Annotated in this window: 21 protein-coding genes; 5 read left to right on the plus strand and 16 right to left on the minus strand. The window is 64.3% G+C overall.

From position 1 onward, the window contains the following. Positions 1-27: 27 nt before the first annotated feature. From HKX24_RS07240 to HKX24_RS07250, 3 genes are read left to right on the plus strand one after another with little or no spacing between them, the layout of a single operon-like run. On the plus strand, positions 28-507 hold the full coding sequence (locus HKX24_RS07240) for a transcriptional repressor (protein WP_276153901.1): 480 nt from the start codon (positions 28-30) through the stop codon (positions 505-507). Next, positions 504-1,262, plus strand: a complete 759-nt coding sequence (locus HKX24_RS07245) for a metal ABC transporter ATP-binding protein (protein WP_271691565.1) — start codon at positions 504-506, stop codon at positions 1,260-1,262. Before HKX24_RS07240 ends, HKX24_RS07245 begins: the two co-directional genes overlap by 4 nt. Continuing rightward, positions 1,255-2,061: a metal ABC transporter permease gene (locus HKX24_RS07250; protein ID WP_271691566.1), complete on the plus strand. Its 807-nt coding sequence runs from the start codon at positions 1,255-1,257 to the stop codon at positions 2,059-2,061. Before HKX24_RS07245 ends, HKX24_RS07250 begins: the two co-directional genes overlap by 8 nt. An 18-nt stretch (positions 2,062-2,079) precedes the next feature. Here the strand turns inward: HKX24_RS07250 and HKX24_RS07255 are convergent, their stop codons facing one another. From HKX24_RS07255 to HKX24_RS07320, 14 genes are all read right to left on the minus strand, one after another. Further along, entirely contained in the window at positions 2,080-2,478 is a 399-nt protein-coding gene (locus HKX24_RS07255; protein ID WP_271691567.1) for a RidA family protein, read from the minus strand. A 23-nt stretch (positions 2,479-2,501) separates the two neighbouring features. After that, a complete protein-coding gene (locus tag HKX24_RS07260) occupies positions 2,502-3,191 on the minus strand; it encodes an ABC transporter ATP-binding protein (RefSeq protein ID WP_271691568.1) in 690 nt (229 codons plus the stop codon). Then, positions 3,188-3,943: an ABC transporter ATP-binding protein gene (locus HKX24_RS07265; RefSeq protein WP_271693832.1), complete on the minus strand. Its 756-nt coding sequence runs from the start codon at positions 3,941-3,943 to the stop codon at positions 3,188-3,190. Before HKX24_RS07265 ends, HKX24_RS07260 begins: the two co-directional genes overlap by 4 nt. Positions 3,944-3,947: 4 nt before the next feature. Further along, positions 3,948-4,931: a branched-chain amino acid ABC transporter permease gene (locus tag HKX24_RS07270; RefSeq protein WP_067267510.1), complete on the minus strand. Its 984-nt coding sequence runs from the start codon at positions 4,929-4,931 to the stop codon at positions 3,948-3,950. A gap of 3 nt (positions 4,932-4,934) precedes the next feature. After that, complete coding sequence (locus HKX24_RS07275; protein WP_271691569.1) at positions 4,935-5,852, minus strand: branched-chain amino acid ABC transporter permease; 918 nt, start codon at positions 5,850-5,852, stop codon at positions 4,935-4,937. A 96-nt stretch (positions 5,853-5,948) separates the two neighbouring features. After that, on the minus strand, positions 5,949-7,094 hold the full coding sequence (locus HKX24_RS07280; protein WP_271691570.1) for an ABC transporter substrate-binding protein: 1,146 nt from the start codon (positions 7,092-7,094) through the stop codon (positions 5,949-5,951). Positions 7,095-7,181: 87 nt separating this feature from the next. Then, positions 7,182-8,369 (minus strand): kynureninase, encoded by a 1,188-nt coding sequence (gene kynU, locus HKX24_RS07285; RefSeq protein WP_271691571.1) that lies wholly within the window; start codon positions 8,367-8,369, stop codon positions 7,182-7,184. After that, complete coding sequence (locus HKX24_RS07290; protein ID WP_276153902.1) at positions 8,370-9,197, minus strand: tryptophan 2,3-dioxygenase family protein; 828 nt, start codon at positions 9,195-9,197, stop codon at positions 8,370-8,372. Continuing rightward, the gene (locus HKX24_RS07295) at positions 9,194-10,816 is read right to left on the minus strand and encodes an AMP-binding protein (protein WP_276153903.1); all 1,623 of its coding nucleotides are present in this window, start codon (positions 10,814-10,816) and stop codon (positions 9,194-9,196) included. The genes HKX24_RS07290 and HKX24_RS07295 overlap by 4 nt, the downstream gene beginning before the upstream one ends. After that, positions 10,813-11,964, minus strand: a complete 1,152-nt coding sequence (locus HKX24_RS07300) for an acyl-CoA dehydrogenase family protein (RefSeq protein WP_271691574.1) — start codon at positions 11,962-11,964, stop codon at positions 10,813-10,815. The genes HKX24_RS07295 and HKX24_RS07300 overlap by 4 nt, the downstream gene beginning before the upstream one ends. A 44-nt stretch (positions 11,965-12,008) precedes the next feature. Beyond that, positions 12,009-12,809 (minus strand): enoyl-CoA hydratase family protein, encoded by an 801-nt coding sequence (locus HKX24_RS07305; RefSeq protein ID WP_271691577.1) that lies wholly within the window; start codon positions 12,807-12,809, stop codon positions 12,009-12,011. Next, the gene (locus HKX24_RS07310) at positions 12,802-13,260 is read right to left on the minus strand and encodes a MarR family transcriptional regulator (RefSeq protein WP_271691578.1); all 459 of its coding nucleotides are present in this window, start codon (positions 13,258-13,260) and stop codon (positions 12,802-12,804) included. The genes HKX24_RS07305 and HKX24_RS07310 overlap by 8 nt, the downstream gene beginning before the upstream one ends. Beyond that, complete coding sequence (locus HKX24_RS07315) at positions 13,257-13,988, minus strand: SDR family NAD(P)-dependent oxidoreductase (protein WP_271691580.1); 732 nt, start codon at positions 13,986-13,988, stop codon at positions 13,257-13,259. Before HKX24_RS07315 ends, HKX24_RS07310 begins: the two co-directional genes overlap by 4 nt. Then, entirely contained in the window at positions 13,985-16,276 is a 2,292-nt protein-coding gene (locus HKX24_RS07320; protein WP_271691581.1) for a bifunctional salicylyl-CoA 5-hydroxylase/oxidoreductase, read from the minus strand. The genes HKX24_RS07315 and HKX24_RS07320 overlap by 4 nt, the downstream gene beginning before the upstream one ends. 180 nt (positions 16,277-16,456) lie before the next feature. On the opposite strand from HKX24_RS07320, the gene HKX24_RS07325 reads away from it, so the two are divergent. Continuing rightward, entirely contained in the window at positions 16,457-17,335 is an 879-nt protein-coding gene (locus HKX24_RS07325; RefSeq protein WP_271691582.1) for a 2-dehydro-3-deoxygalactonokinase, read from the plus strand. A 26-nt stretch (positions 17,336-17,361) separates the two neighbouring features. Here HKX24_RS07325 and hpaR read toward each other — a convergent pair whose 3' ends face one another. Beyond that, positions 17,362-17,823, minus strand: coding sequence for a homoprotocatechuate degradation operon regulator HpaR (gene hpaR, locus HKX24_RS07330; protein WP_067263235.1), 462 nt, complete (start codon positions 17,821-17,823; stop codon positions 17,362-17,364). 195 nt (positions 17,824-18,018) lie between these two features. Between hpaR and HKX24_RS07335 the strand changes: the two genes are divergently transcribed. Next, a complete protein-coding gene (locus HKX24_RS07335; protein ID WP_271691583.1) occupies positions 18,019-19,419 on the plus strand; it encodes a pyridoxal-dependent decarboxylase in 1,401 nt (466 codons plus the stop codon). Here HKX24_RS07335 and HKX24_RS07340 read toward each other — a convergent pair. Next, positions 19,416-20,291 (minus strand): hypothetical protein, encoded by an 876-nt coding sequence (locus HKX24_RS07340; protein ID WP_271691584.1) that lies wholly within the window; start codon positions 20,289-20,291, stop codon positions 19,416-19,418. The genes HKX24_RS07335 and HKX24_RS07340 overlap by 4 nt on opposite strands. Positions 20,292-20,373 lie beyond the last annotated feature (82 nt).

A 20,373-nucleotide genomic window follows, 5' to 3' on the forward strand; every position in this document is an offset into this window, starting at 1 on the left:
CAATACCGAAACGAATTGAGGTTCCCCATGCGCCCCATAGGATTCAGTGATCATGACCACGCCGCCTGCGTGCGGAGCACCATGCAGGTGGCCGAAGCGCAATGCGCCGAACGCGGCCTGCGGCTGACCCCGGTGCGCCGCCGCGCGCTTGAGATCCTGCTGTCGGAACACCGCGCCTTGGGCGCCTATGACCTGCTCGCCCGCCTGTCGGCCGAGGGGCTGGGCGCGCAGCCCCCCGTGGCCTATCGCGCCTTGGATTTTCTGGTGAAAGCCGGGCTTGCCCATAAGATCGAAGCGCTTAATGCCTATGTCGGCTGCGTGCACCCGGGCGAGGATCACGCGCCCGCCTTTCTGATCTGTCGCAGCTGCCGCTCGGTGGCGGAGGCCGACACCACCCCGAACAAAAGCCGCCTTGGCGATGCCGCCCGCGCCGCCGGGTTCCGCATCGAGCGCAGCGTGATTGAGGCCGAGGGCCTCTGCCCCGCTTGTCAGGAGCCCGGTGCATGAGCCTGATCAATACGCGCGGCCTGACCCTGCGCCACGACGGTCAGATCGCCCTGCGCGACGTGAACTTCAATATCGACGCTGGTGAGATCGTCACCATCGTCGGCCCCAACGGGTCGGGCAAATCCAGCCTGCTGCGCGCGCTGATCGGCGCGCTGAAACCGGCGGCGGGCAAGATCACCCGCAAGCCCGGACTGCGCATCGGCTATGTGCCGCAAAAATTGCAGATCGACGCGACCCTGCCGCTCACCGTGCGCCGTTTCATCAACCTGCCGCGTCGCCAAAAGCCCGAGGCGATCCGCGACGCGCTGGCCACCGCCGGCGTGCCGGAACTGGCCGAGCGGCAAATGGTCGACCTCTCGGGCGGGCAGTTCCAGCGCGTATTGCTGGCCCGTGCGCTGCTGGAAAAGCCCGATCTGCTGATCCTCGACGAGGCGACGCAGGGGCTGGACCAGCCCGGCTCCGCCGCCTTTTACCGCCAGATCGAAGCCGTGCGCCAAGACCTCGGTTGCGCCGTGCTGATGGTCAGCCATGATCTGCACGTCGTCATGGCGGCGAGCGACCGTGTGCTCTGCCTCAACGGCCATGTCTGCTGCGAAGGCACGCCCGAGACCGTCTCCGAAGCGCCCGAATACCGCGCCCTCTTTGGCAGCGGCACCCAAGGCGCGCTGGCGCTTTACCGTCACGATCACGACCATCACCACCACCATCACGGCGCCGCCTGTGACGGCCACCACCAAGAGATTGAGAATGCTTGACGATTTCATTCTGCGCGCCGCCCTCGCGGGCCTTGGCGTAGCGCTGGCCGCCGCCCCTTTGGGCTGTTTCGTGATCTGGCGGCGCATGGCCTATTTCGGCGATGCCACCAGCCATGCGGCCCTACTGGGCGTGGCGCTGGCGCTGGCGACCGACCTGCCGATCACCGCAGGCGTGCTTCTGGTGGCCCTTGTCATGGCGCTGGTGATCAGTACGCTTTCGGGCCGCAATGTCAGCGCCGACGCGCTTTTGGGCGTGATGGCCCATTCCGCGCTGGCGCTTGGTTTGGTGGCCGTGTCCCTGCTGCCGGGGCAGCGGGTCGATCTGTCGTCTTACCTTTTTGGTGAGATCCTTGCCGTCACGCGCTTTGACCTTGGCGTGATCTGGGGCGGAGCCGTCGCGGTGGCGCTGTTGCTGGCGTGGCGCTGGTCGGCGCTGTTGGCGGCGACGCTGAACCCCGATCTGGCACAGGCCGCAGGCGGCAATCCACGGCGCGAGCAGTTGATCCTGACGCTGGCGCTGGCGATCATGGTCGCGGTGGCGATCAAAGTGGTCGGCGCGTTGCTGATCGCGGCGATGCTGATCATCCCCGCCGCCACCGCCCGCCCCTTTGCCCGCACGCCGGAAACCATGGCCTTTTGGGCCATGGGACTGGGCGCGGTTGCGGCGCTCGGGGGGCTGATGGCCTCGCTTGAGTTCGACACGCCGACAGGGCCCAGCATCGTCAGCATCGCGGCAGGTCTCTTCGCGCTTTCCTCGGCCTTTTCGGCGGCCCTTCCGGCGTTGCGCCGCCGGGGATGACCCCGACGGCGGCTTGGCTCAGCGCGTGATCACCGCCTCGGCTTCGATCTCAAGCTTGGCCTCATCCTCGACCAGACCGGCGACGACCACCATCGCCATGGCCGGGAAATGCTTGCCCATCACCTCACGATAGGCGCGGCCCACGTCCTTTTGCGCAGCGAGATATTCTTTCTTATCTGTCACATACCACGTCAGCCGGGTGATATCCTCGGGCGTGCCGCCTGCGGCTTCGACCACCTCGCGGATGTTTTGCAGCGCCTGTTTCATCTGGCCGATGAAATCGTGGCATTCGAACTTCTGCTCGGCGGTCCAGCCGATCTGACCGCCGACGAACAGATGACCATCCGCGCTCAGCACGCCGTTTGCATAGCCTTTCGCGGGGGCCCAGCCTTCGGGCTGAATGATTTGATGCGACATGTCGTGTTCCTTTTTGTTAACAGTCACACGCCGAGGAATTGGTCGGCGATTTGAGTATCGAGCGCGGGCATCGGACCGGACCAGACCGAGCGGCCCCGTTCGAGGATGACGGCGTGATCGGCCACGCGCCGCAGCTCGGCGAGGGATTTGTCCACCACCAGAAGCGCCAGACCGCTGTCGCGCTTCAACTCGGCCACGGCGGCCCAGATCTCTTGGCGCACCACCGGGGCCAGCCCCTCGGTCGCCTCATCCAACAGCAGGAGTTGCGGGTTGGTCATCAGCGCGCGGCCAATCGCCAGCATCTGCTGCTCCCCACCCGAGAGTGAGCCTGCCGCCTGATCCCGCCGTTCGCCCAAGCGGGGGAAGAGCTTGACCACCCGCGCCTCGTCCCACGGGCCGGGGCGCGCGGCGGCGATGAGGTTTTCATGCACCGTCAGCGTCGCGAAACAGCGCCGCCCCTCGGGCACCAGCCCCACGCCGGCCTGTGCAGCGCGAAACGACGGCAGCCCCGCGATGTCGCGCCCGTTCAGACGCAGGCTGCCGCTATCGTGTTTCAGCATCCGGCAGATCACCTTGATGGTGGAGGATTTGCCCATCCCATTGCGCCCCATCAGCGCACAGACCTCGCCCGCCTCCAGCGCCAGATCGACGCCGAAAAGCGCCTGCGTCGGCCCGTAGGAGGCGGTGATGTCCTTCAGTTCCAGCAGGCTCATGCCGCGTCCTCCTCACCCAAATAGGCCACGCGGACCTGTGGATCGGCCTTGATCTCGGCCGCCGTGCCGCTGGCGATGATGCGCCCGTAGACCAGCACCGAGATACGGTCGGCGAGTGCAAAGACCGCGTCCATGTCATGCTCTACCAGCAGGATCGGCGCCTCGGCCCTAAGGCCATCGAGAAAGCCGGTCATCTCGCGCGACCCACTTGCGCCAAGCCCGGCCATCGGTTCGTCCATCAGGAAGACCTTGGGCCGCAGCGTCAGCGCCACGGCGACCTCAAGCTGGCGCCGTTGGCCGTGCGACAGGTCCGAGGTGCGCTTGGCCGCGTAATCGGCCAACCCCACCAGTTCCAGTGCGCGCATCGCCTCGGCCCTCAACGCCGCCTGCCGCATCACCGGCACGAAGAAACGCATCACCCGGCCCGATTGACCAAGCGCGCCCAGCACCGCGTTTTGCAGCACCGTGTATTCCATCGCCAACGAGGAGATCTGAAAGGTCCGTCCTAGCCCGGCCCGCGCCCGCTGCACGGTGCTGAGCGGCGTCACGTCCTGCCCCGCGAAATGCACCGAGCCACTGTCCGAGCGCAGCCCGCCCGCGATCTGCTTGATCAGCGTCGACTTGCCCGCCCCATTGGGGCCGATGAGGGCGTGGATCTCGCCCGGGCGCAGGGTGATGGAGACATCATCCGTGGCCTTCAAGGCGCCAAAGCTCTTGTGCAGGTTGCGCACGTCCAAAAGCACATCAGTCATCTGTTCAGTCATGGGCCACCTCCCGTCCGGCGATGAGGCCGATCATGCCGCCCCGGGCAAAGAGCACCACCATCAGCAGCAGGAAGCCAAGGTAGATGTGCCAGAACTCCGACAACCCGCCCAAGACATGCTCCAGCAAGATGAACAGCGCCGCCCCGGCCACCGGGCCGAAGAGCCGCCCCACCCCGCCGAGGATCACGAAGACCATGATCTCGCCAGAGGTGTGCCACGAGAACATCGTCGGGCTGACGAAACGGTTGAGATCGGCGAAGAGTGCGCCCGCCAGTCCGGTGACAGCCCCCGAGATGACAAAGGCCACCAGCCGCAGGCGGAAGGGTGCGAGACCCACGGCCTCGACCCGCTCGGCATTCTGGCGGGCTGCCGAGAGTGCCAAGCCAAAGGGCGCGCGCGCCAGACGGCCCGCCATGAGCAGCACTAGCGCCAGCACGGCAAAGGCGATGGCAAAGAAGGTCAGCGGATCAAGCGTGTTCAGCCCCGGAAAGCCGTTGCGCACATAGATCGACAGCCCGTCCTCGCCGCCATAGGCCGGCCAGGAGATCGAGAAGTAGAAAAGCATCTGCCCGAAGGCGAGCGTGACCATGATGAAATAGACGCCCGAGGTACGCAAAGACAGCGCCCCGATCAGCAGTGCCGCCAGCGCGGAGACCACGATCGCCACCAGCCAGATGATGGGCATCGACTTCGTGCCCTCGATCAGGAAAGGGCTCTCCATGATCGGCGTGTAGCTTTGGGCATGGGCGGCAAGGATGCCCATGGCATAGCCGCCAAGACCGAAGAATGCCGCGTGACCGAAGCTCACCAGCCCGCCCAGACCAAGCGCGATGTTCAGCCCCACGCCGGCAAGGGCGAGGATCGCGGCCTTGGTGGCCAGCGTGATGATGAAAGGCTCGTCCAGCGCGAAGGCCGCCAGCGCCGTGACCGGCAGGAGCAGGAAGAGAAAGACGTTTACAAGTGTTTCGCGCATCATGGCTCAGGCCTCCCCAAACAGGCCGGTGGGTTTGAACAGAAGAACCCCCGCCATGAGAATGTAGATCGACATGGAAGCGAGCGAGGAGCCGACCGAGGTGGCCGCCGAGGCCTCCATGAAATTGGCAAAGATGAGCGGCAGCAGGACCGAGCCCAGCGTATCCGTCAGCCCCACCAGCAGCGCCCCGATCAGCGCGCCCTTGATCGAGCCGATGCCACCAATGACGATCACCACGAAGGCAAGGATCAGCACCGGCTCACCCATGCCCACCTGCACCGACTGGATCGCGCCCACCAACGCTCCGGCGAGCCCCGCAAGGGCGGCCCCGAGCGCGAAGACCAGCGTGTAGAGCTTGGCGATATCGACGCCGAGCGCCGCGATCATCTCGCGGTCGGCCTCGCCCGCGCGGATCTGGATGCCGATGCGCGTGCGGGCGATCAGCAAAAAGAGCCCGGCGGCGATGGCAAGGCCCACGCCGATGATGACGAGGCGGTAAAGCGGATACTGGATGCCGCCCGGCAGCGTCACCGGCCCCGCCAACGCGGCGGGAATGTCGAGAAACAGCGGGAAGGAGCCAAAGAAGAAGCGCGTGCCCTCGGAGAAAATCAGGATCATCGCGAAGGTCGCCAGAACCTGATCGAGGTGGTCGCGGTCATAAAGGCGGCGGATCACCGTCATCTCGATCAGGCAGCCCGCCAATGCGGCAGCGGCAAGTGCGGCCACCAGCGCAAGAAGGAAGGACCCGGTGGCCGCCGCCACCGCCGCGGCGGCAAAGGCGCCGACCATGTAGAGCGACCCATGGGCGAGGTTAATCAGCCCCATAACCCCGAAGATGAGCGTAAGCCCGGCGGCCATGAGAAACAACATGACCCCGGATTGGACCCCGTTCAGCACCTGTTCGACGAGCAGGATGAATGACATTTGGCAAAGCCTCCCGGCGCGCCGGACGAAGCCCGGCGTGAAAGCGTTAGTTTGTCGGCCCCGGGCGACCGAAGTCAGCGCCGGGGCCGCGCGGGATTACATCTTGCAGTCGGCCGCGTAGGCGTCAGCGTGATCCGTCAGCGAGGGGCCGATGAGCTTGTTGGTATAGACATCGCCCTCCTTGACCACTTCGCGCACGTAGTAGTCTTGGATCGGGTGGTTGTTGTTACCAAACGAGAATTTGCCCCGTACGCTATCGAAATCAGCCTCTTTCAGCGCCGCGCCAAAGGCCTCGGCATCCGACACCTCGGCCTTTTCCATCGCGCTCAGCAGCAGGTTCGCGGTGTCATAGCCTTGGCTTGCGTAGAGCGAGGGGAGACGGTCGTATTCCTCCTGGAAGGCTTCGACAAAGGTCTTGTTGGCCGCGTTGTCGAGATCCTTGTTCCACTGGCTGGTGTTCTTGATCCCAACAGCGGCTTCGCCCACGGCCTGTAGGATGCCCTGATCAAAGCTGAAGGCCGGACCCACCACGGGGAGTTCCACGCCCGAGTTGGCGTATTGCTTGAGGAAGGAAATCCCCATGCCGCCGGGCAGGAAGAAGAACACGCTGTCGGCGCCCGAGGCGCGGATTTGTGCGATCTCGGCGGCGTAGTCGGTCTGGCCCAAATCGGTATAGACCTCGCCCGCCGCCTCGCCCTCATAGGTGCGTTTGTAACCGGTCAGCGCGTCCTTGCCCGCCGGGTAGTTCGGCGCCAGCATGAAAGTGTTCGCGTAGCCCGCGTCATTTGCATAGGCGCCCGCGGCCTCATGCAGGTTGTCGTTCTGCCATGCCACGTTGAAGTAAAGCGGGTTGCAGCCCTTGCCTGCCAGCGCCGAGGGACCGGCGTTGGGCGAGAGGTAGAACTTGCCCTGCGCCGTCGCCGCCGGCACCACAGCCATGGCGAGGTTGGACCAGATGATGCCAGTCATGACGTCGACCTTCTCGGATTGGACCATCTTGTCGGCCAGTTGCACCGCGATTTCGGGCTTGCGCTGGTCGTCCTCGACCACGACCTCAAGGTTCTCGTTCCCGGCCATCTTGGTGGCCAGCAGGAACCCGTCGCGCACGTCGATGCCAAGGCCCGCGCCGCCGCCCGAGAGCGTGGTGATCATGCCGACCTTCACCTTGCCCTCTTCGGCCCATGCGCCGCCTGCCGCCAATGCCGCGACCGAGGCCGCCATCACCAGTGATTTCATCTTCATTTCAGTCTCCCTTGGTTGGTTTGGGCCTCTTTGCCGGGCCCGTTTTGTTGGATCGTTTTGCCAGCTTAACGCCTGCGCCTGATACTGTCAGGTCACCCGCGCGCGGGTCTTGTATTTTTCGTTGTCCCAGAGGCGGTTCTCCATCACGTCGCGGATGATCGCGACGGCCTTGGAGACATCCTCGGCGTCCAGATAAAGCGGCGTGAAGCCGAAGCGCATGATGTCGGGCGCGCGGAAGTCGCCAATCACGCCGCGGTCGATCACCGCCTGCATCGCGGCATAGCCTTCCTCGAACCGGAAGGAGACCTGACTGCCCCGTTCGGCGCTGTTGCGCGGGCTCGCCAGCGTCAGCTGCGGCACGTCGCGCTCGATCTCTTCGATGAACTGCTCCTGCAACGCCACCGAGGCCTCGCGCAGTGCCTGCATGTCGACATCGGCCCAAAGCTCCATTGCCACTTCCAGCGCCGTGAGCTGAATGACCGGCGGCGTGCCGACGCGCATCCGCTCGATCCCCTGCCCGGGCTGGTAATTCTGTTCAAAGGCAAAGGGCTGGCGGTGGCCCAGCCAGCCCGCGAGCGCCGGCTGCACCGCGTCTGCCAGATCGGGGCGGACGTAGATGAAGCCCGGTGCGCCCGGCCCGCCATTGAGGTACTTGTAGGTGCAGCCCACGGCGAATTCGCAATTGCTACTCGCCAAATCCACCGGCAGCGCCCCCGCGGAATGCGCCAGATCCCAGATCATCACCGCGCCATTGGCATGGGCCAGTTCGGTGATCGCCTTCATGTCGTGTTTGCGCCCGGTGCGGTAATCGACCTCCGTGAGCATCACGGCGGCGATATCCTCGCCAATGGCCTCCGTCACCTCCTCGGGCGCCACGGTGCGCAGCTCATAGCCCTGCTCCAACAGCCCCACCAGCCCCTCGGCCATGTAGAGGTCCGACGGGAAGTTGCCGTTGTCCGACAGGATCACCTTGCGCCCGGGCCGCAGCTTCAGCGCCGAGGCCAGCGCCTGAAACACCTTGATCGAGAGCGTGTCGCCCATGACAACCGAACCCTCGGGCGCGCCGACGATCCCGGCCACCATATTGCCGACGCGGGCGGGCTGTTCCATCCAAGCGGCCTTGTTCCAGCCGCGGATCAGCATCTCGCCCCATTCGTCCGTGATCATTTCCTGGACCCGCGCCGCGGCGGCCTTCGGCAGCGGCCCCAGGGAGTTGCCGTCGAGGTAGATGACGCCCTCGGGCAGGACAAACTGATCTTTTTTCAAAACAGACACTTACAGTGCTCCTCTCACGTGCCAAAGCTCGGGGAAGAGCTCCACCTCGAGCATTTTGCGCAGATACGTCACACCCGTGGTGCCGCCCGTGCCGCGCTTGAATCCAATGATGCGTTCCACGGTGGTGACGTGGTTGAACCGCCAGCGGCGGAAGTAATCCTCGAGATCGACGAATTTCTCGGCCAATTCGTAGAGTTCCCAATGGGTTGCCGGGCCTTCATAAACCTTTTGCCAGAGAACTTGCACCTCTTGCTTGGCCTCCCACGCGCGCGGTTCGGGCTGGCCGGCGAGCGAGGGCACCCCCATCCGGTCACAAAGCAGATCCACCGCCACCTGATAAAGGCTCGGCTGCTGCATCTCCGCCACAAGCGCCGCGTGCGGCTCGGGCGTATGTTCGTGCAGCTTGGTCAGCGCGGCGATGCGGTTGCCCAGAAGATATTCGATCAAGCGATACTGATAGGACTGGAAGCCCGAGGACGCGCCAAGGTAGGGGCGGAACTGCGTGTATTCGCTGGGCGTCATGGTGCGCAGCACATCCCAGGCGGAGTTAAGCTGTTCAAAGATCCGTGCCACGCGGGTCAACATCTTGAAACTGGGGCGCAAATCACCAACCTGCAGGGCCTGCCGACAGGCCGTCAGCTCGTGGATGGCAAGCTTCATCCAAAGCTCGGACGTCTGGTGCTGGATGATGAACAGCAGCCCGTCATGCGCCATGTCGAGCGGGTTCTCGGTGGTCAGGATCTGGTCCAGCCCGAGGTAGTCGCCATAGGACTTGTCCTTGGCGAAATCCATCTTGGCGCCACGGGAGGCTTCGTCGAAAGTGCTCATTTGTCCTCTCTCAACGCGAAGCGCTGAATCTTGCCGGTCGCGGTCTTGGGCAGTTCCTTGATGAAACGGATGTCGCGTGGGTATTTGTAAGGCGCGATCGTCGCTTTAACATGGTCCTGCAAGGTCTTGATGGTGTTAGCATCTTCTGGCGCACCCTCGACCAGAACCACATGCGCCTGCACGATGGAGCCGCGGGCTTCGTCGGGGGCGGCGACCACGCCGCATTCGCTGACCCAAGGGTGACTCAGAAGTGCGGCTTCGACCTCCGGCCCAGCGATATTGTAGCCCGAACTGATGATCATGTCGTCGTTGCGGGCGGCGAAATGCAGGTAGCCGTCTTCGTCCATGATGAAGCTGTCGCCGGTGATGTTCCAGCCGTCCTTGACGTAATCGGCCTGCCGCTTGTCGCCCAGATAGCGGCAACCGATCGGCCCGCGCACCGCAAGACGCCCCACCTCTCCGCGCGGCACCTCCTTGCCCTCCGCGTCGATCACCTTCGCCTCGTAGCCCGTCACCGGCTTGCCGGTACAGGCCGCGCGGTGATCGTCGAAGCGGTTGGAGATGAAGATATGCAGCATCTCCGTCGCCCCGATCCCGTCGAGCATGGGCTTGCCGGTTTTTTCCTGCCATTCGTGGTAGACTGGCGCGGGCAGCGTTTCTCCGGCGGATACGGCGGCGCGCAGGCTGCTGAGGTCCGCGCCCTCCTCCATCGCCTGCAGCATGGCGCGGTAGGCGGTCGGCGCGGTGAAACAGACGGTGGCTTTGTACTTCTCGATGATCTCGATCATGTTGGGCGGGCTGGCGGTTTCCAAAAGCGTCGCCGCGGCACCGAAGCGCAGCGGGAAGACGGCAAGGCCGCCAAGTCCAAAGGTGAAGGCCAAGGGTGGCGAGCCCACAAAGACGTCCTCGGGGGTGACGCTGAGCACCTCGCGCGCATAGCCGTCCGCGATGATCAGAAGATCGCGATGAAAATGCATTGTGGCCTTGGGGTTACCGGTGGTTCCTGATGTAAACCCGAGCAGCGCCACATCATCCTGCGCGGTGTCCACCGCCTCAAAATGAACCGGCTTTTCCAGCGCCAGACGGTCCAGCTCGGCATCGTGGTTGCTGGTACCGTCGAAGCCCGCGACGGTCTTGAGGAACTTCGAGGTCTCGGCACAGGCCGTCATCTCATCCATCAGCCGCGTGTCGCAAAGCGCATGGGTGATTTCGGCCTTGTCGACGATGGCCGAAAGCTCGCCCGCGCGCAGCATCGGCATGGTGTTCACGACCACCGCACCTGCCTTGGTCGCCGCCAGCCAGCAGGCCACCATGGCGGGGTTGTTGGCCGAACGGATCAGAACCCGGTTGCCCGGCTTCACGCCCAAGTCCTCAACCAGCGCCGCGGCCAGACGGTTGGTCCAGTCCGACAACTCCTTATAGGTCCGCCGCCGCCCGTTGCCGATCAGCGCGGTATGGTCGCCGAACCCTCTTTCCACCATTTTATCAGTGAGTTCTACGCCGACGTTCAGGAGTTCGGGATAGTCGAAACGCTCCAGCAACAGGTCCGGCCACTGGTCGAAAGGCGGCAGGTTGTCGCGGGCGAATGTATCTTCATGTCCGGTCGGATGCAGCTTCATGACATGGCTCCCAAAGTCTGTCGCGCGATGACAACACGTTGCACGTCCGACGCGCCCTCGTAAATGCGCAAGGCCCTGATTTCACGGTAAAGTCGCTCGACTGCCTCGCCATTACGCACACCATCGCCGCCGTGCAATTGAACGGCCTTGTCGATGACCTCTTGCGCCTGATCGGTGGCAAAGAGCTTCGCCATCGCGGCCTCGCGGGTGACGCGCGGTGCGCCGCTGTCCTTGGTCCATGCAGCGCGGTAGACCAGCAGCGCCGCGGCATCGACGTCGAGCGCCATGTCCGCGATATGGCCCTGCACCATCTGCAACTCACTCAAGGGCGCGCCCTGCACCTGACGGCTGGTCACGCGGGTGAGCGCCTCATCCAACGCGCGGCGGGCAAAGCCAAGGGCGGCGGCGGCCACGGTGGAACGGAAGACGTCGAGTACCGACATGGCGATGGCGAAGCCGCGTCCCGCCTCGCCCAGAAGCGCCGAGCCGGGCAGTTTCACGCCGTCGAAATGCAGCGTCGCCAGCGGGTGCGGGGCCATGACCTCGAGCCGTTCCTCGACCTTCAGCCCCGGCGTGTCGGCGGGCACGATGAAGGCCGAAAGCCCCTTGGCGCCCGGCGCCTCCCCGGTGCGGGCAAAAACGGTGTAGACATCCGCGATGCCGCCGTTGGAGATCCACGTCTTGCGCCCGTCAAGGACGTAGCCATTGCCCTCCGCCTTGGCCGTCATGGTGGAATTGGCCACGTCCGAGCCCGATTGCGGTTCGGTCAGCGCGAAGGCCGAAATCGCCTGTCCCGAGCGGGTCTTAGGCAGCCATTCGGCCTTCTGCTCATCGGTCCCGAAGAGCGAGATTGCCCCGGTGCCAAGTCCCTGCATCGCAAAGGAGAAATCCGCCAGCCCGTCGTGGCGGGCCAGTGTTTCGCGGATCAGGCAGAGGGTGCGAACGTCGAGTACCTCGCCGCCTTCCGCACCGCTGTGGCGCAGCCAGCCGTCCTGCCCCATCATCGTCACCAGATCGCGGCAAGCCCCGTCTGTGTCGCCGTGATCCACGTTTTTCAGTTCGCGCTTGGCCCAGTCGTCGAGCTTCAGCGCCAGTTCCTTGTGGCGCGGCTCGAAAAAGGGCCAGTCGAGAAAACTTGTGTCAGCCATGGTTACGCCTCCCCGCGTGTTATCTTTTGGCTTTCGTATTCGGCTCAATCCCCTTCGAAGACCGGGCGCTCCTTGGCGACGAAGGCGTTGTAGGCGCGCTCGAAATCACCCGTTTGCATGCAGATCGCCTGCGCCTGCGCCTCGGCCTCAATCGCCTGTTCGATCGACATGGCCCATTCTTGGGCCAGCATCGTCTTGGTCATCATATGCGCGAAATTGGGGCCGCCCTGGATTTTCTTGGCCATTGCCATGGCCTCCTCTTCCAGCGTCTCGCCCGTCACCAGACGGTTGTAGAAGCCCCAGCGTTCGCCCTCTTCTGCCGACATCGAGCGGCCTGTGTAGAGCAGTTCCGCGGCCCGCGTCTGGCCGATGATGCGCGGCAGGATCGCGCAGGCGCCCATGTCGCAACCCGCGAGGCCCACGCGGGTGAAGAGGAAGGCCGTCTTGGCCTCCGCCGTCGCCAGCCGCAGGTCTGAGGCCATAGCGATGATCGCGCCCGCGCCGACACAGACACCGTCGACGGCGGCGATCACCGGCTTGCCGCAGTTCACGATGGCCTTGACCAGATCGCCGGTCATGCGGGTGAATTGCAGCAGCTCCTTCATATTCATCTTAGTCAAAGGGCCAATGATATCGTGTACATCCCCGCCGGAGCTAAAGTTACCCCCGTTGGAGCCGAAGATCACCACGTCGACGTCATCGGCATAGACCAGATCGCGGAACCAGTCGCGCAGCTCGGCGTAGCTGTCGAAGGTCAGCGGGTTCTTGCGGTCGGGCCGGTCGAGCCGCACGGTGGCGATCCGGTCTTTGATCTCGCATTGAAAATGCGTCACATCACTACGCATTGGCTTTTTCCTCTTCTTCCGTTTGGGCGGCGAAGGCTTGTAGGCGGGCCGCCATGGCGCGGGCTTCCTCGGAGGAGATTCCGCGCAGTTTTTCGTTGATCCAGTCTTCATGCGCCTGCGCTTGGCGGGCGAATTGCGCCGCCCCCTCAGGCGTCAGCCGCAGCATCATCGCGCGCCGGTCGCCCGGCACGGGGATGCGCTCCACCAGCCCCTCTTCGCTGAGGCGGTCGGCGATGCCAGTGACATTGCCGTTGGACACCCGCAGCACGCCGGAAAGCTGGCTCATCTTCAGCCCCTCCGGATGGCGCGAGAGGGCCGACATCACGTCGAAACGTGGCAGCGTGGTGTTATGTTCGCGCCGAAGTGTGTCGCGGAGTTCCTGTTCCAACCCGCGTACCACTTTCAGCAGCCGCAGCCAGAGGCGCACGCGATCCTTGGCCGCGTTGCTCATACCTCGCCCCCCGACAGCGACAGCGCATGGCCGTTGACCGAAGCCGCGGCGTCTGAGAGCAGATAGAGCACGGCGCCGGCGACCTCAGAAGTTTCGACGAAGCGGTTCTGCGGGCTGGCGCGTTTCAGCAGGGCGCGGGCCTCCTCGGCGTTCTTGCCCGTGGTGGAGGTGATGTTCTCGACCGACCGCTCCAGCAGCGGCGTGTCGATAAAGCCGGGGCAGATCGCGTTCACGGTAATGCCCGTGCGCGCCAGTTCCAGTGCCAGCGCCCGGGTGAGGCCGACGACACCGTGTTTGGCCGCGACATAGCCCGCGACATATGGGTAACCCTTGAGGCCCGCGGTGGAGGCCACGGCGATCAGCCGCCCCTGCCCGGCCTCCTTCATCTCTGCTAGTGCCGCCTGCCAGACATTGAAGACGCCGGTGACATTGACCGCCATCATGTCGCTCATGTCTTGCGCGGTGATCTTGTGGAAAGGCGCGGAATGGGCTGCACCGGCGTTGGCGATGACGCCGGTGATGGGGCCGTTCTCTTTACGCGCGGCGGCGAAGGCCGCTTGCACGGCATCTGTATCGGTCACGTCGCAGCTTTGAAACGGCAGCCCCTGTTCGCGCAAGGGTGCTTCGCGGCGGCCCATGATGGTGACCTTCGCCCCGCTCTTGGCGACCGCATGGGCAATCTCCGCGCCCACGCCGGTGCCGCCGCCGGTGATGACGATATGATTCATACCTTCTCCATCTCCGCCGCGCGGTCCGCCAGACGCCATGCCTGATCGCGGCCGGGGCCGTAGGGCAGCGGCCAGTCGGCATGGCGGTCGCCGATGGCGGCGGCGGCGTGCAGGGTCCAATAGGGATCGGCCAAGTGCGGCCGGGCGAGGCAGACGAGATCGGCGCGGCCCGCCATCAGGATCGAATTGACGTGGTCGGCCTCGTAGATATTGCCCACGGCCATGGTCTTGATCCCGCCGTCGTTGCGGATGCGGTCGCTGAAGGGGGTCTGGAACATGCGGCCATAGACCGGCTTGGCCTGTTTCGAGGTCTGGCCCGCCGAGACGTCGATGATGTCGGCCCCGGCCTCACTGAACATGCGCGCGATCTCGACCGCTTCTTCGGGCGTGACGCCGTCTTCCTCAACCCAGTCATTGGCCGAGATGCGCACCGCCATCGGCTTTTCCTCGGGCCATGCGTCGCGCATGGCGCGGAAGACTTCGAGCGGGTAGCGCATGCGGTTCTCAAGGCTGCCGCCGTATTCATCTTCGCGCTGGTTCGACAGGGGCGAGATGAACGACGAGATCAGGTAGCCGTGGGCCGCGTGCAGTTCGATCATGTCGAAATTGGCGCGCTCCGCCATGCGGGCAGCCTCAACAAATTCGTCGCGGATCTGGTCCATATCCGCGCGTGTCGCTTCCTTCGGCACGGCGTTGTTTTCCGACCACGGGATCGGCGAGGCCGAGATGATCTCCCAATTGCCCGCTTTCAGCGGCGCGTCCATCTCCTCCCAGCCCAGCTGGGTCGAGCCCTTGCGACCTGAGTGGCCGATCTGGCAGCAGATCTTGGCGTCGGTCTCGGCATGGACGAAATCCGTGAGCCGCTTCCACGCCGCCTCGTGCTCGGGCGCGTAGAGGCCGGGGCATCCCGGCGTGATCCGACCCTCGGGGGAGACGCAGGTCATCTCGGTATAGACCAGCCCTGCCCCGCCCTTGGCCCGTTCGGCGTAATGCACGAAATGCCAGTCCGTCGGGCAGCCGTCCACGGCCTTGTACTGCGCCATGGGCGAGACGACGATACGGTTGTTGAGCTTCATGTTGCGCAGTTGAAACGGCGCGAACATGGGCGCGCGGATCGGGCCGTTGGTGTCGGCGCCCGCCTGTTCGAGGAACCATTTTTCGGCTCCCTCCAGCCACTTGGGATCCCGCTCGCGCAGGTTCTCGTGGCTGATCCGCTGGCTGCGGGTCAGCATGGAGTAGTTCAACTGCACCGGATCGAGGTCGAGGTAACGCTCCACGTCCTCGAACCATTCGACCGAGTTGCGCGCCGCCGATTGCAGGCGCAGCACCTCAAGGCGGCGGGCCTCCTCGTATTTCTCGAAAGCGGTGGGCAGATCGGCGTCGTCGGTGACGTGTTTCGCGAGCGAGATCGCCGATTCCAGCGCCAGTTTCGTGCCCGAGCCGATCGAGAAATGCGCCGTGGCCGAGGCATCGCCCAGCAGCACGACGTTCTCGTGGCTCCACTTTTCGCAAAGCACGCGGGGGAACTTGATCCAAGCCGAGCCGCGGATGTGGCTGGCGTTGGTCATCAGCTTGTGGCCGTCAAGATGGTCTTTGAAGATCTCCTCGCAGATCGCGATGGTCTCTTCCTGCGACTTCTCGCCGAAACCGTAGGCGTCGAAGGTCTCTTGGCTGCATTCGACGATGAAAGTCGCCGTGTCCTTGTCGAACTGGTAGGCGTGGACCCAGATCCAGCCCTTGTCGGTCTTCTCAAACATGAAGGTGAAGGCGTTGTCGAATTTCTGATGCGTGCCGAGCCAAACGAAGGGGCAGCGGCGCACGTCGATGTCGGGCTTGAAGGTGTCCTCGAACTCCATTCGGGTCTTGGAGTTCAGACCGTCCGAGGCGACAACCAGATCGTAGTCGTCCATGTATTCCGATGCGGCCTTCACCTCGGTCTCGAACTGCAGGTTCACACCCAATTCGCGGGCCCGCTCCTGCAAAATGAGCAGCAGCCGCTTGCGCCCGATGCCGCAGAAACCGTGGCCGGAGCTGAGGATCGTGTTGCCCTTGTGGTGCAGCGCGATGTCGTCCCAATAGGCGAAGTGGCTGCGGATTTCCTTGGCCGAGACGGGGTCGTTGACCTCCAGATTGTCGAGCGTCTCGTCCGAGAGCACGACGCCCCAGCCGAAGGTGTCGTCGGGCCGGTTGCGCTCCAGCACGGTGACATCGGCCTCGGGCTGGCGCAGCTTGAGAGAGATCGCGAAGTAAAGCCCCGCAGGACCGCCGCCAAGACAGATTGCACGCATCGAAATTCCCCTCTGGTTCGCTTTGGAAGGGAGCCTAGGGCGAGTCGCTTTTTCGTTCAAGAATAAATATTTTAGGCTTGAAACAAATCGGCGGTTCGTCTGTCTGCGCGCAGCGGACGCGTTGAACCCGCAGGCCATAGGGCCTATGCCGTTGAGACATTCCACGACGAGGGCAGCGCGATGACGGGTTTGAGCAATGCAGATTGGCTGGCGGTAGAGGTTCACAAGGCGCGTTTGCAGGTCTGGGCCATGCAGGGCGGATCAGCGCTTGAGAGCGCCACGAGCGAGAGCGAGACTGCCGAACCCGACGGCCTCGCGGCCTTCGACGCCGCGCTCGCTAAGCTGACCGCGCCGTGGCAGCTGCCTCGCCTGCTGGTTTTCGTCGCTGGCATGCCCGCAGGCAGGACCTATGCCGCGCCGCGCATGGTGCCCTGCTCCGCCACGGCTGAACGCACAACGGCTGTCGCCACCGAAAACTTCGACCTTCAGGTCATCCCACCCCTGCGCCAGCAGACCCCCAGCGGTCTGCTGCAAGGGGCCGAAACGCGCATCGCGGGGTTTCTGAGCCTCAACAAAGACTGGGACGGGGTGATCTGCCTGCCCGGAGCCACGTCGGTCTGGGCGCAGATCAGCGCGGGCGAGGTGGTGAGTTTTCAGACCTTCCTGACCGGGGAATTGCTGGCCCTCTTAGGCGATGGCACCCCTGCCGAGGGCACGGCGCTGGACGACACGGCCTTTGACGATGCGCTTAGCGATGGGCTGTCGCGGCCTGAGCGTATGGCGGGGCGGCTGGCTTCCATCCGGGCCGAACTGGCCTTGCAAGACATCCCGCCACCCACCGCAGAGGCGCGGCTGGCGGGTACTTTGATCGGGGCGGAACTGGCGGCGGCGCGGGCCTATTGGCTGGGGCAAACGCTGGCGGTGATCGGCACGGGCGGGGCTGTACCGCTTTATCTGCGGGCGCTGTCGCAACAGGGCGCACTGGCGACCGAGGCCGATGGCAGCCGCATGGCGCTGGCGGGGATCTGCGCGGTACGGCGGATGGCGCAAGGGGGCTAACCCCCTGCCCGCCAACACCTTTCCCGTCAGTCTTTCTTTTGCCCGTCGGTCTTTTTCTGCATGTCCAGATTGACGAGATCTTCGAGCATATCGAGCAGGTCTTCCATCCGCTGCTTGCCGAAACGCGCCTCGAAGTCAGAGAACAGCGCCGCCGCATCACCCGCGTGGTCTTGGATCACCTGACGGCCCTGATCGGTGATGGTGACGATGGATTTGCGCCCGTCATCGGGATCGCTGGCACGGCTGAGCAGCCCCTCCTCCTCCATCGCGCGCAGCATGCGGGTCAGGCTCGGCAGCAGCAGACAGGCCTGCTGCGCCAGTGCGGTCTGCTCCATCGGGCCGGATTCCTCGACCACGCGCAGCACGCGGAATTTCTGTTCCGAGATGCCGCTTTCGTTCAAGATCTCGCGGATCGGCCCCATCACCCTTTCCCGCGCGCGCAAAAGCGCAATCGGAAGGGAGCGGGCAGTGCGGCGCAGGGGGGGCATTGGGGCCATTCTTGACGGTTTCCTGATCGCTACTTACCAAGTCAAAGACCGCCCAAAAGGGCGTGACGACCACCATAGCCGCTGCGACAACATTCTTGAAGAGGTCAAGCCCAGCGGAACAACAGTGAGACAATACAACAACATGGGGCAGGAAATGCGGATGACAACCAGAATTCCACAGCAAGGGAGCGGCGCATGAATTGGGAGGATTTCCGAGCTTGGGGCCGCCGCGCCGCCGACTGGGCTGCCGATTACCACGCGGGTCTGCGCAACCGCCCGGTGCGCGCGCAGGTGGCCCCCGGCGCGGTGCTTTCCGTCCTGCCCGATGCCCCGCCCGAAGGGGCCGAGGCGATGCAGGCGATCTTCGACGATTTCGAACAGACGCTCATGCCCGGCATGACCCATTGGCAGCATCCCCGCTTCTTTGCCTATTTTCCCGCCAATGCCGCGCCGGTCTCGGTGCTGGCGGAATATTTCGTCTCGGCCATCGCGGCGCAATGCATGCTGTGGCAGACCTCTCCGGCCGCGACGGAGCTGGAGACCCGCGTTTGCGATTGGATGCGTCAGGCGATCGGCTTGCCGGATGGCTTTACCGGGGTGATCCAAGACAGCGCCAGTTCCGCCACGCTCTGCGCCGTGCTGACAATGCGCGAACGCGCGCTTGATTGGCAGGGCAACCGCGCGGGGCTGTCGGGCCAGCCGCGCCTACGGGTCTATTGCTCGGACGAGGTGCATACCTCGGTCGACCGGGCCATCTGGATCGCGGGGTTGGGCGAAGAGAACCTTGTCCGCATTCCGACCCAAGGGGCGAGCCGCGCGATGGATGCCGAGGCGCTGCGCGCCGCCATCGCCGCCGACCGCGCGGCGGGGCATCTGCCTGCGGGCATCATAGCCTGCACCGGGGGCACCAGCGCGGGGGCCAGCGATGACATTGCCGCCGTAATGGATGTGGCCGAGGCCGAAGGGCTCTACACCCATGTCGACGCCGCTTGGGCCGGGTCGGCGATGATCTGTCCTGAATTCCGCAGCCTCTGGGCCGGCGTCGAACGGGCCGACTCGGTGGTGATGAACCCGCATAAATGGCTGGGGGCGCAGTTTGACTGCACGACCCACTTCCTGCGCAATCCCGACGATCTGGTGCGCACCTTGGCGATTCAGCCGGAGTATCTGAAGACCCATGGCGCGGATGGCGTGGTGAACTATTCCGAATGGTCCGTGCCGCTGGGCCGCCGTTTCCGCGCGCTCAAACTGTGGTTCCTGATCCGCGCCCATGGGCTGGAGGGGCTGCGCGAGATGATCCGCAACCATGTGACATGGGCGCAGGATTTGGCCGCGCGGCTGGACGCGACGGAGGGGTTCGAGATCGTGACCCAGCCGATGCTCTCGCTCTTCACCTTCCGCCATCTCGGAGCCGAAGATCTCGATGCCCATAACCAAGACCTGCTGAACCGGATCAACGACGATGGGCGCATTTACCTGACCCAGACCCGGATCGACGGAGCATTCGTGATCCGCTTTCAGGCAGGTGCCTTCACCGCCACGGCCGAAGATGTGGCCATGGCCTATGACGTGATCACCGAATTGGCCGGGACTTAGGGTGCGATCAGCGTGACGCCCGGCATGGCGCGGATGACCTCGACATCCGCGTCATAGATCGCCGTCATCCGCTCGACCAATTCCTCGGTCCAGCCGGGCATGTCGAGCTCTTCTTCGATCTCTTCCTTCAGCGCGTATTTGTCGAGGAACGCGGTGATCACGCGGCGCTTTTGCGCCTCGGACATATCGGGGTGGGTGTCGAGATAGCCGCGAAAGCGTTTCATCCCCTCCTCCGACATGATCGTCTGCAAAAGATCGAAACCGCCTTTGATCTTGGTCTCGGGCGCCAGCCCCGCCATCTCCCGAATGATCTGCGCCCAGATCAGCGGCGCGTCTTCATTGCACCACAGGGTGATGGGAATCCCCGGCGCGGCCTCGCGCAGCTGGCCAATCGTCTCGGACCAGCGCAGATCCTCCGGCCCCCGCTCCCCCCAGAACGCGGCCGAGGTTTTATCCGCCGCTTTCTCATAAAGCACCGGCACGAGGGAGGCGGGATTGCGGATCGCCATAAAGATGCGAATCTCATCTTCGGGGAAAAGCTGCGCCATGCGCAGCATGCGCACGGCGGCGGCGGGATAAAGCACGCCTTCTTGCAGGGCCGTGGCAGGCGAGCGGAAGAAATTCGCATCCGATAGGATCACCCGGCTGGCTGTCCCATCATCGAGGATCGCATCCAGCAAAACGTCCCGCGCCATCTCCGACGGCTCCGCCTTATGCATCGCGTTGAGCGTGTCGCGGAACAGGTTGCGATAGGTGCTAGGCCCGGGCACTTTGACGCCCGTCTTGGCGAAATCGTTCTGATTGCGCAGCAGGCATTTCAGCAGCCGCTCGTCTTCCGTGAAATGGACACCTGTGTGCAAAACGAGCTGCATGATACTCTGCTTACCCTTGAAAATCTCGGCGTTGAATAGCCCGTCCCGGCGCGCGTGTAAAATCCGAAAGAATCTCGCATTT

Source organism: Sulfitobacter sp. M85, from assembly GCF_029285915.1.
Classification (GTDB): Bacteria; Pseudomonadota; Alphaproteobacteria; order Rhodobacterales; family Rhodobacteraceae; genus Sulfitobacter; species Sulfitobacter faviae.

What these genes read in the sequence shown, in the direction of transcription:
- HKX24_RS07240 (WP_276153901.1), top strand. Translation starts at nt 28, where the DNA reads ATGCGCCCCATAGGATTCAGTGATCATGACCACGCCGCCTGCGTGCGG.
- HKX24_RS07265 (WP_271693832.1), bottom strand. Translation starts at nt 3,943, where the DNA reads ATGACTGATGTGCTTTTGGACGTGCGCAACCTGCACAAGAGCTTTGGC.
- hpaR (WP_067263235.1), bottom strand. Translation starts at nt 17,823, where the DNA reads ATGCCCCCCCTGCGCCGCACTGCCCGCTCCCTTCCGATTGCGCTTTTG.
- HKX24_RS07335 (WP_271691583.1), top strand. Translation starts at nt 18,019, where the DNA reads ATGAATTGGGAGGATTTCCGAGCTTGGGGCCGCCGCGCCGCCGACTGG.
- HKX24_RS07275 (WP_271691569.1), bottom strand. Translation starts at nt 5,852, where the DNA reads ATGTCATTCATCCTGCTCGTCGAACAGGTGCTGAACGGGGTCCAATCC.
- HKX24_RS07320 (WP_271691581.1), bottom strand. Translation starts at nt 16,276, where the DNA reads ATGCGTGCAATCTGTCTTGGCGGCGGTCCTGCGGGGCTTTACTTCGCG.
- HKX24_RS07300 (WP_271691574.1), bottom strand. Translation starts at nt 11,964, where the DNA reads ATGGCTGACACAAGTTTTCTCGACTGGCCCTTTTTCGAGCCGCGCCAC.
- HKX24_RS07340 (WP_271691584.1), bottom strand. Translation starts at nt 20,291, where the DNA reads ATGCAGCTCGTTTTGCACACAGGTGTCCATTTCACGGAAGACGAGCGG.
- HKX24_RS07255 (WP_271691567.1), bottom strand. Translation starts at nt 2,478, where the DNA reads ATGTCGCATCAAATCATTCAGCCCGAAGGCTGGGCCCCCGCGAAAGGC.
- HKX24_RS07290 (WP_276153902.1), bottom strand. Translation starts at nt 9,197, where the DNA reads ATGAGCACTTTCGACGAAGCCTCCCGTGGCGCCAAGATGGATTTCGCC.
- HKX24_RS07245 (WP_271691565.1), top strand. Translation starts at nt 504, where the DNA reads ATGAGCCTGATCAATACGCGCGGCCTGACCCTGCGCCACGACGGTCAG.
- HKX24_RS07250 (WP_271691566.1), top strand. Translation starts at nt 1,255, where the DNA reads ATGCTTGACGATTTCATTCTGCGCGCCGCCCTCGCGGGCCTTGGCGTA.
- HKX24_RS07315 (WP_271691580.1), bottom strand. Translation starts at nt 13,988, where the DNA reads ATGAATCATATCGTCATCACCGGCGGCGGCACCGGCGTGGGCGCGGAG.
- HKX24_RS07260 (WP_271691568.1), bottom strand. Translation starts at nt 3,191, where the DNA reads ATGAGCCTGCTGGAACTGAAGGACATCACCGCCTCCTACGGGCCGACG.
- HKX24_RS07280 (WP_271691570.1), bottom strand. Translation starts at nt 7,094, where the DNA reads ATGAAGATGAAATCACTGGTGATGGCGGCCTCGGTCGCGGCATTGGCG.
- HKX24_RS07325 (WP_271691582.1), top strand. Translation starts at nt 16,457, where the DNA reads ATGACGGGTTTGAGCAATGCAGATTGGCTGGCGGTAGAGGTTCACAAG.
- HKX24_RS07295 (WP_276153903.1), bottom strand. Translation starts at nt 10,816, where the DNA reads ATGAAGCTGCATCCGACCGGACATGAAGATACATTCGCCCGCGACAAC.
- HKX24_RS07270 (WP_067267510.1), bottom strand. Translation starts at nt 4,931, where the DNA reads ATGATGCGCGAAACACTTGTAAACGTCTTTCTCTTCCTGCTCCTGCCG.
- HKX24_RS07305 (WP_271691577.1), bottom strand. Translation starts at nt 12,809, where the DNA reads ATGCGTAGTGATGTGACGCATTTTCAATGCGAGATCAAAGACCGGATC.
- HKX24_RS07310 (WP_271691578.1), bottom strand. Translation starts at nt 13,260, where the DNA reads ATGAGCAACGCGGCCAAGGATCGCGTGCGCCTCTGGCTGCGGCTGCTG.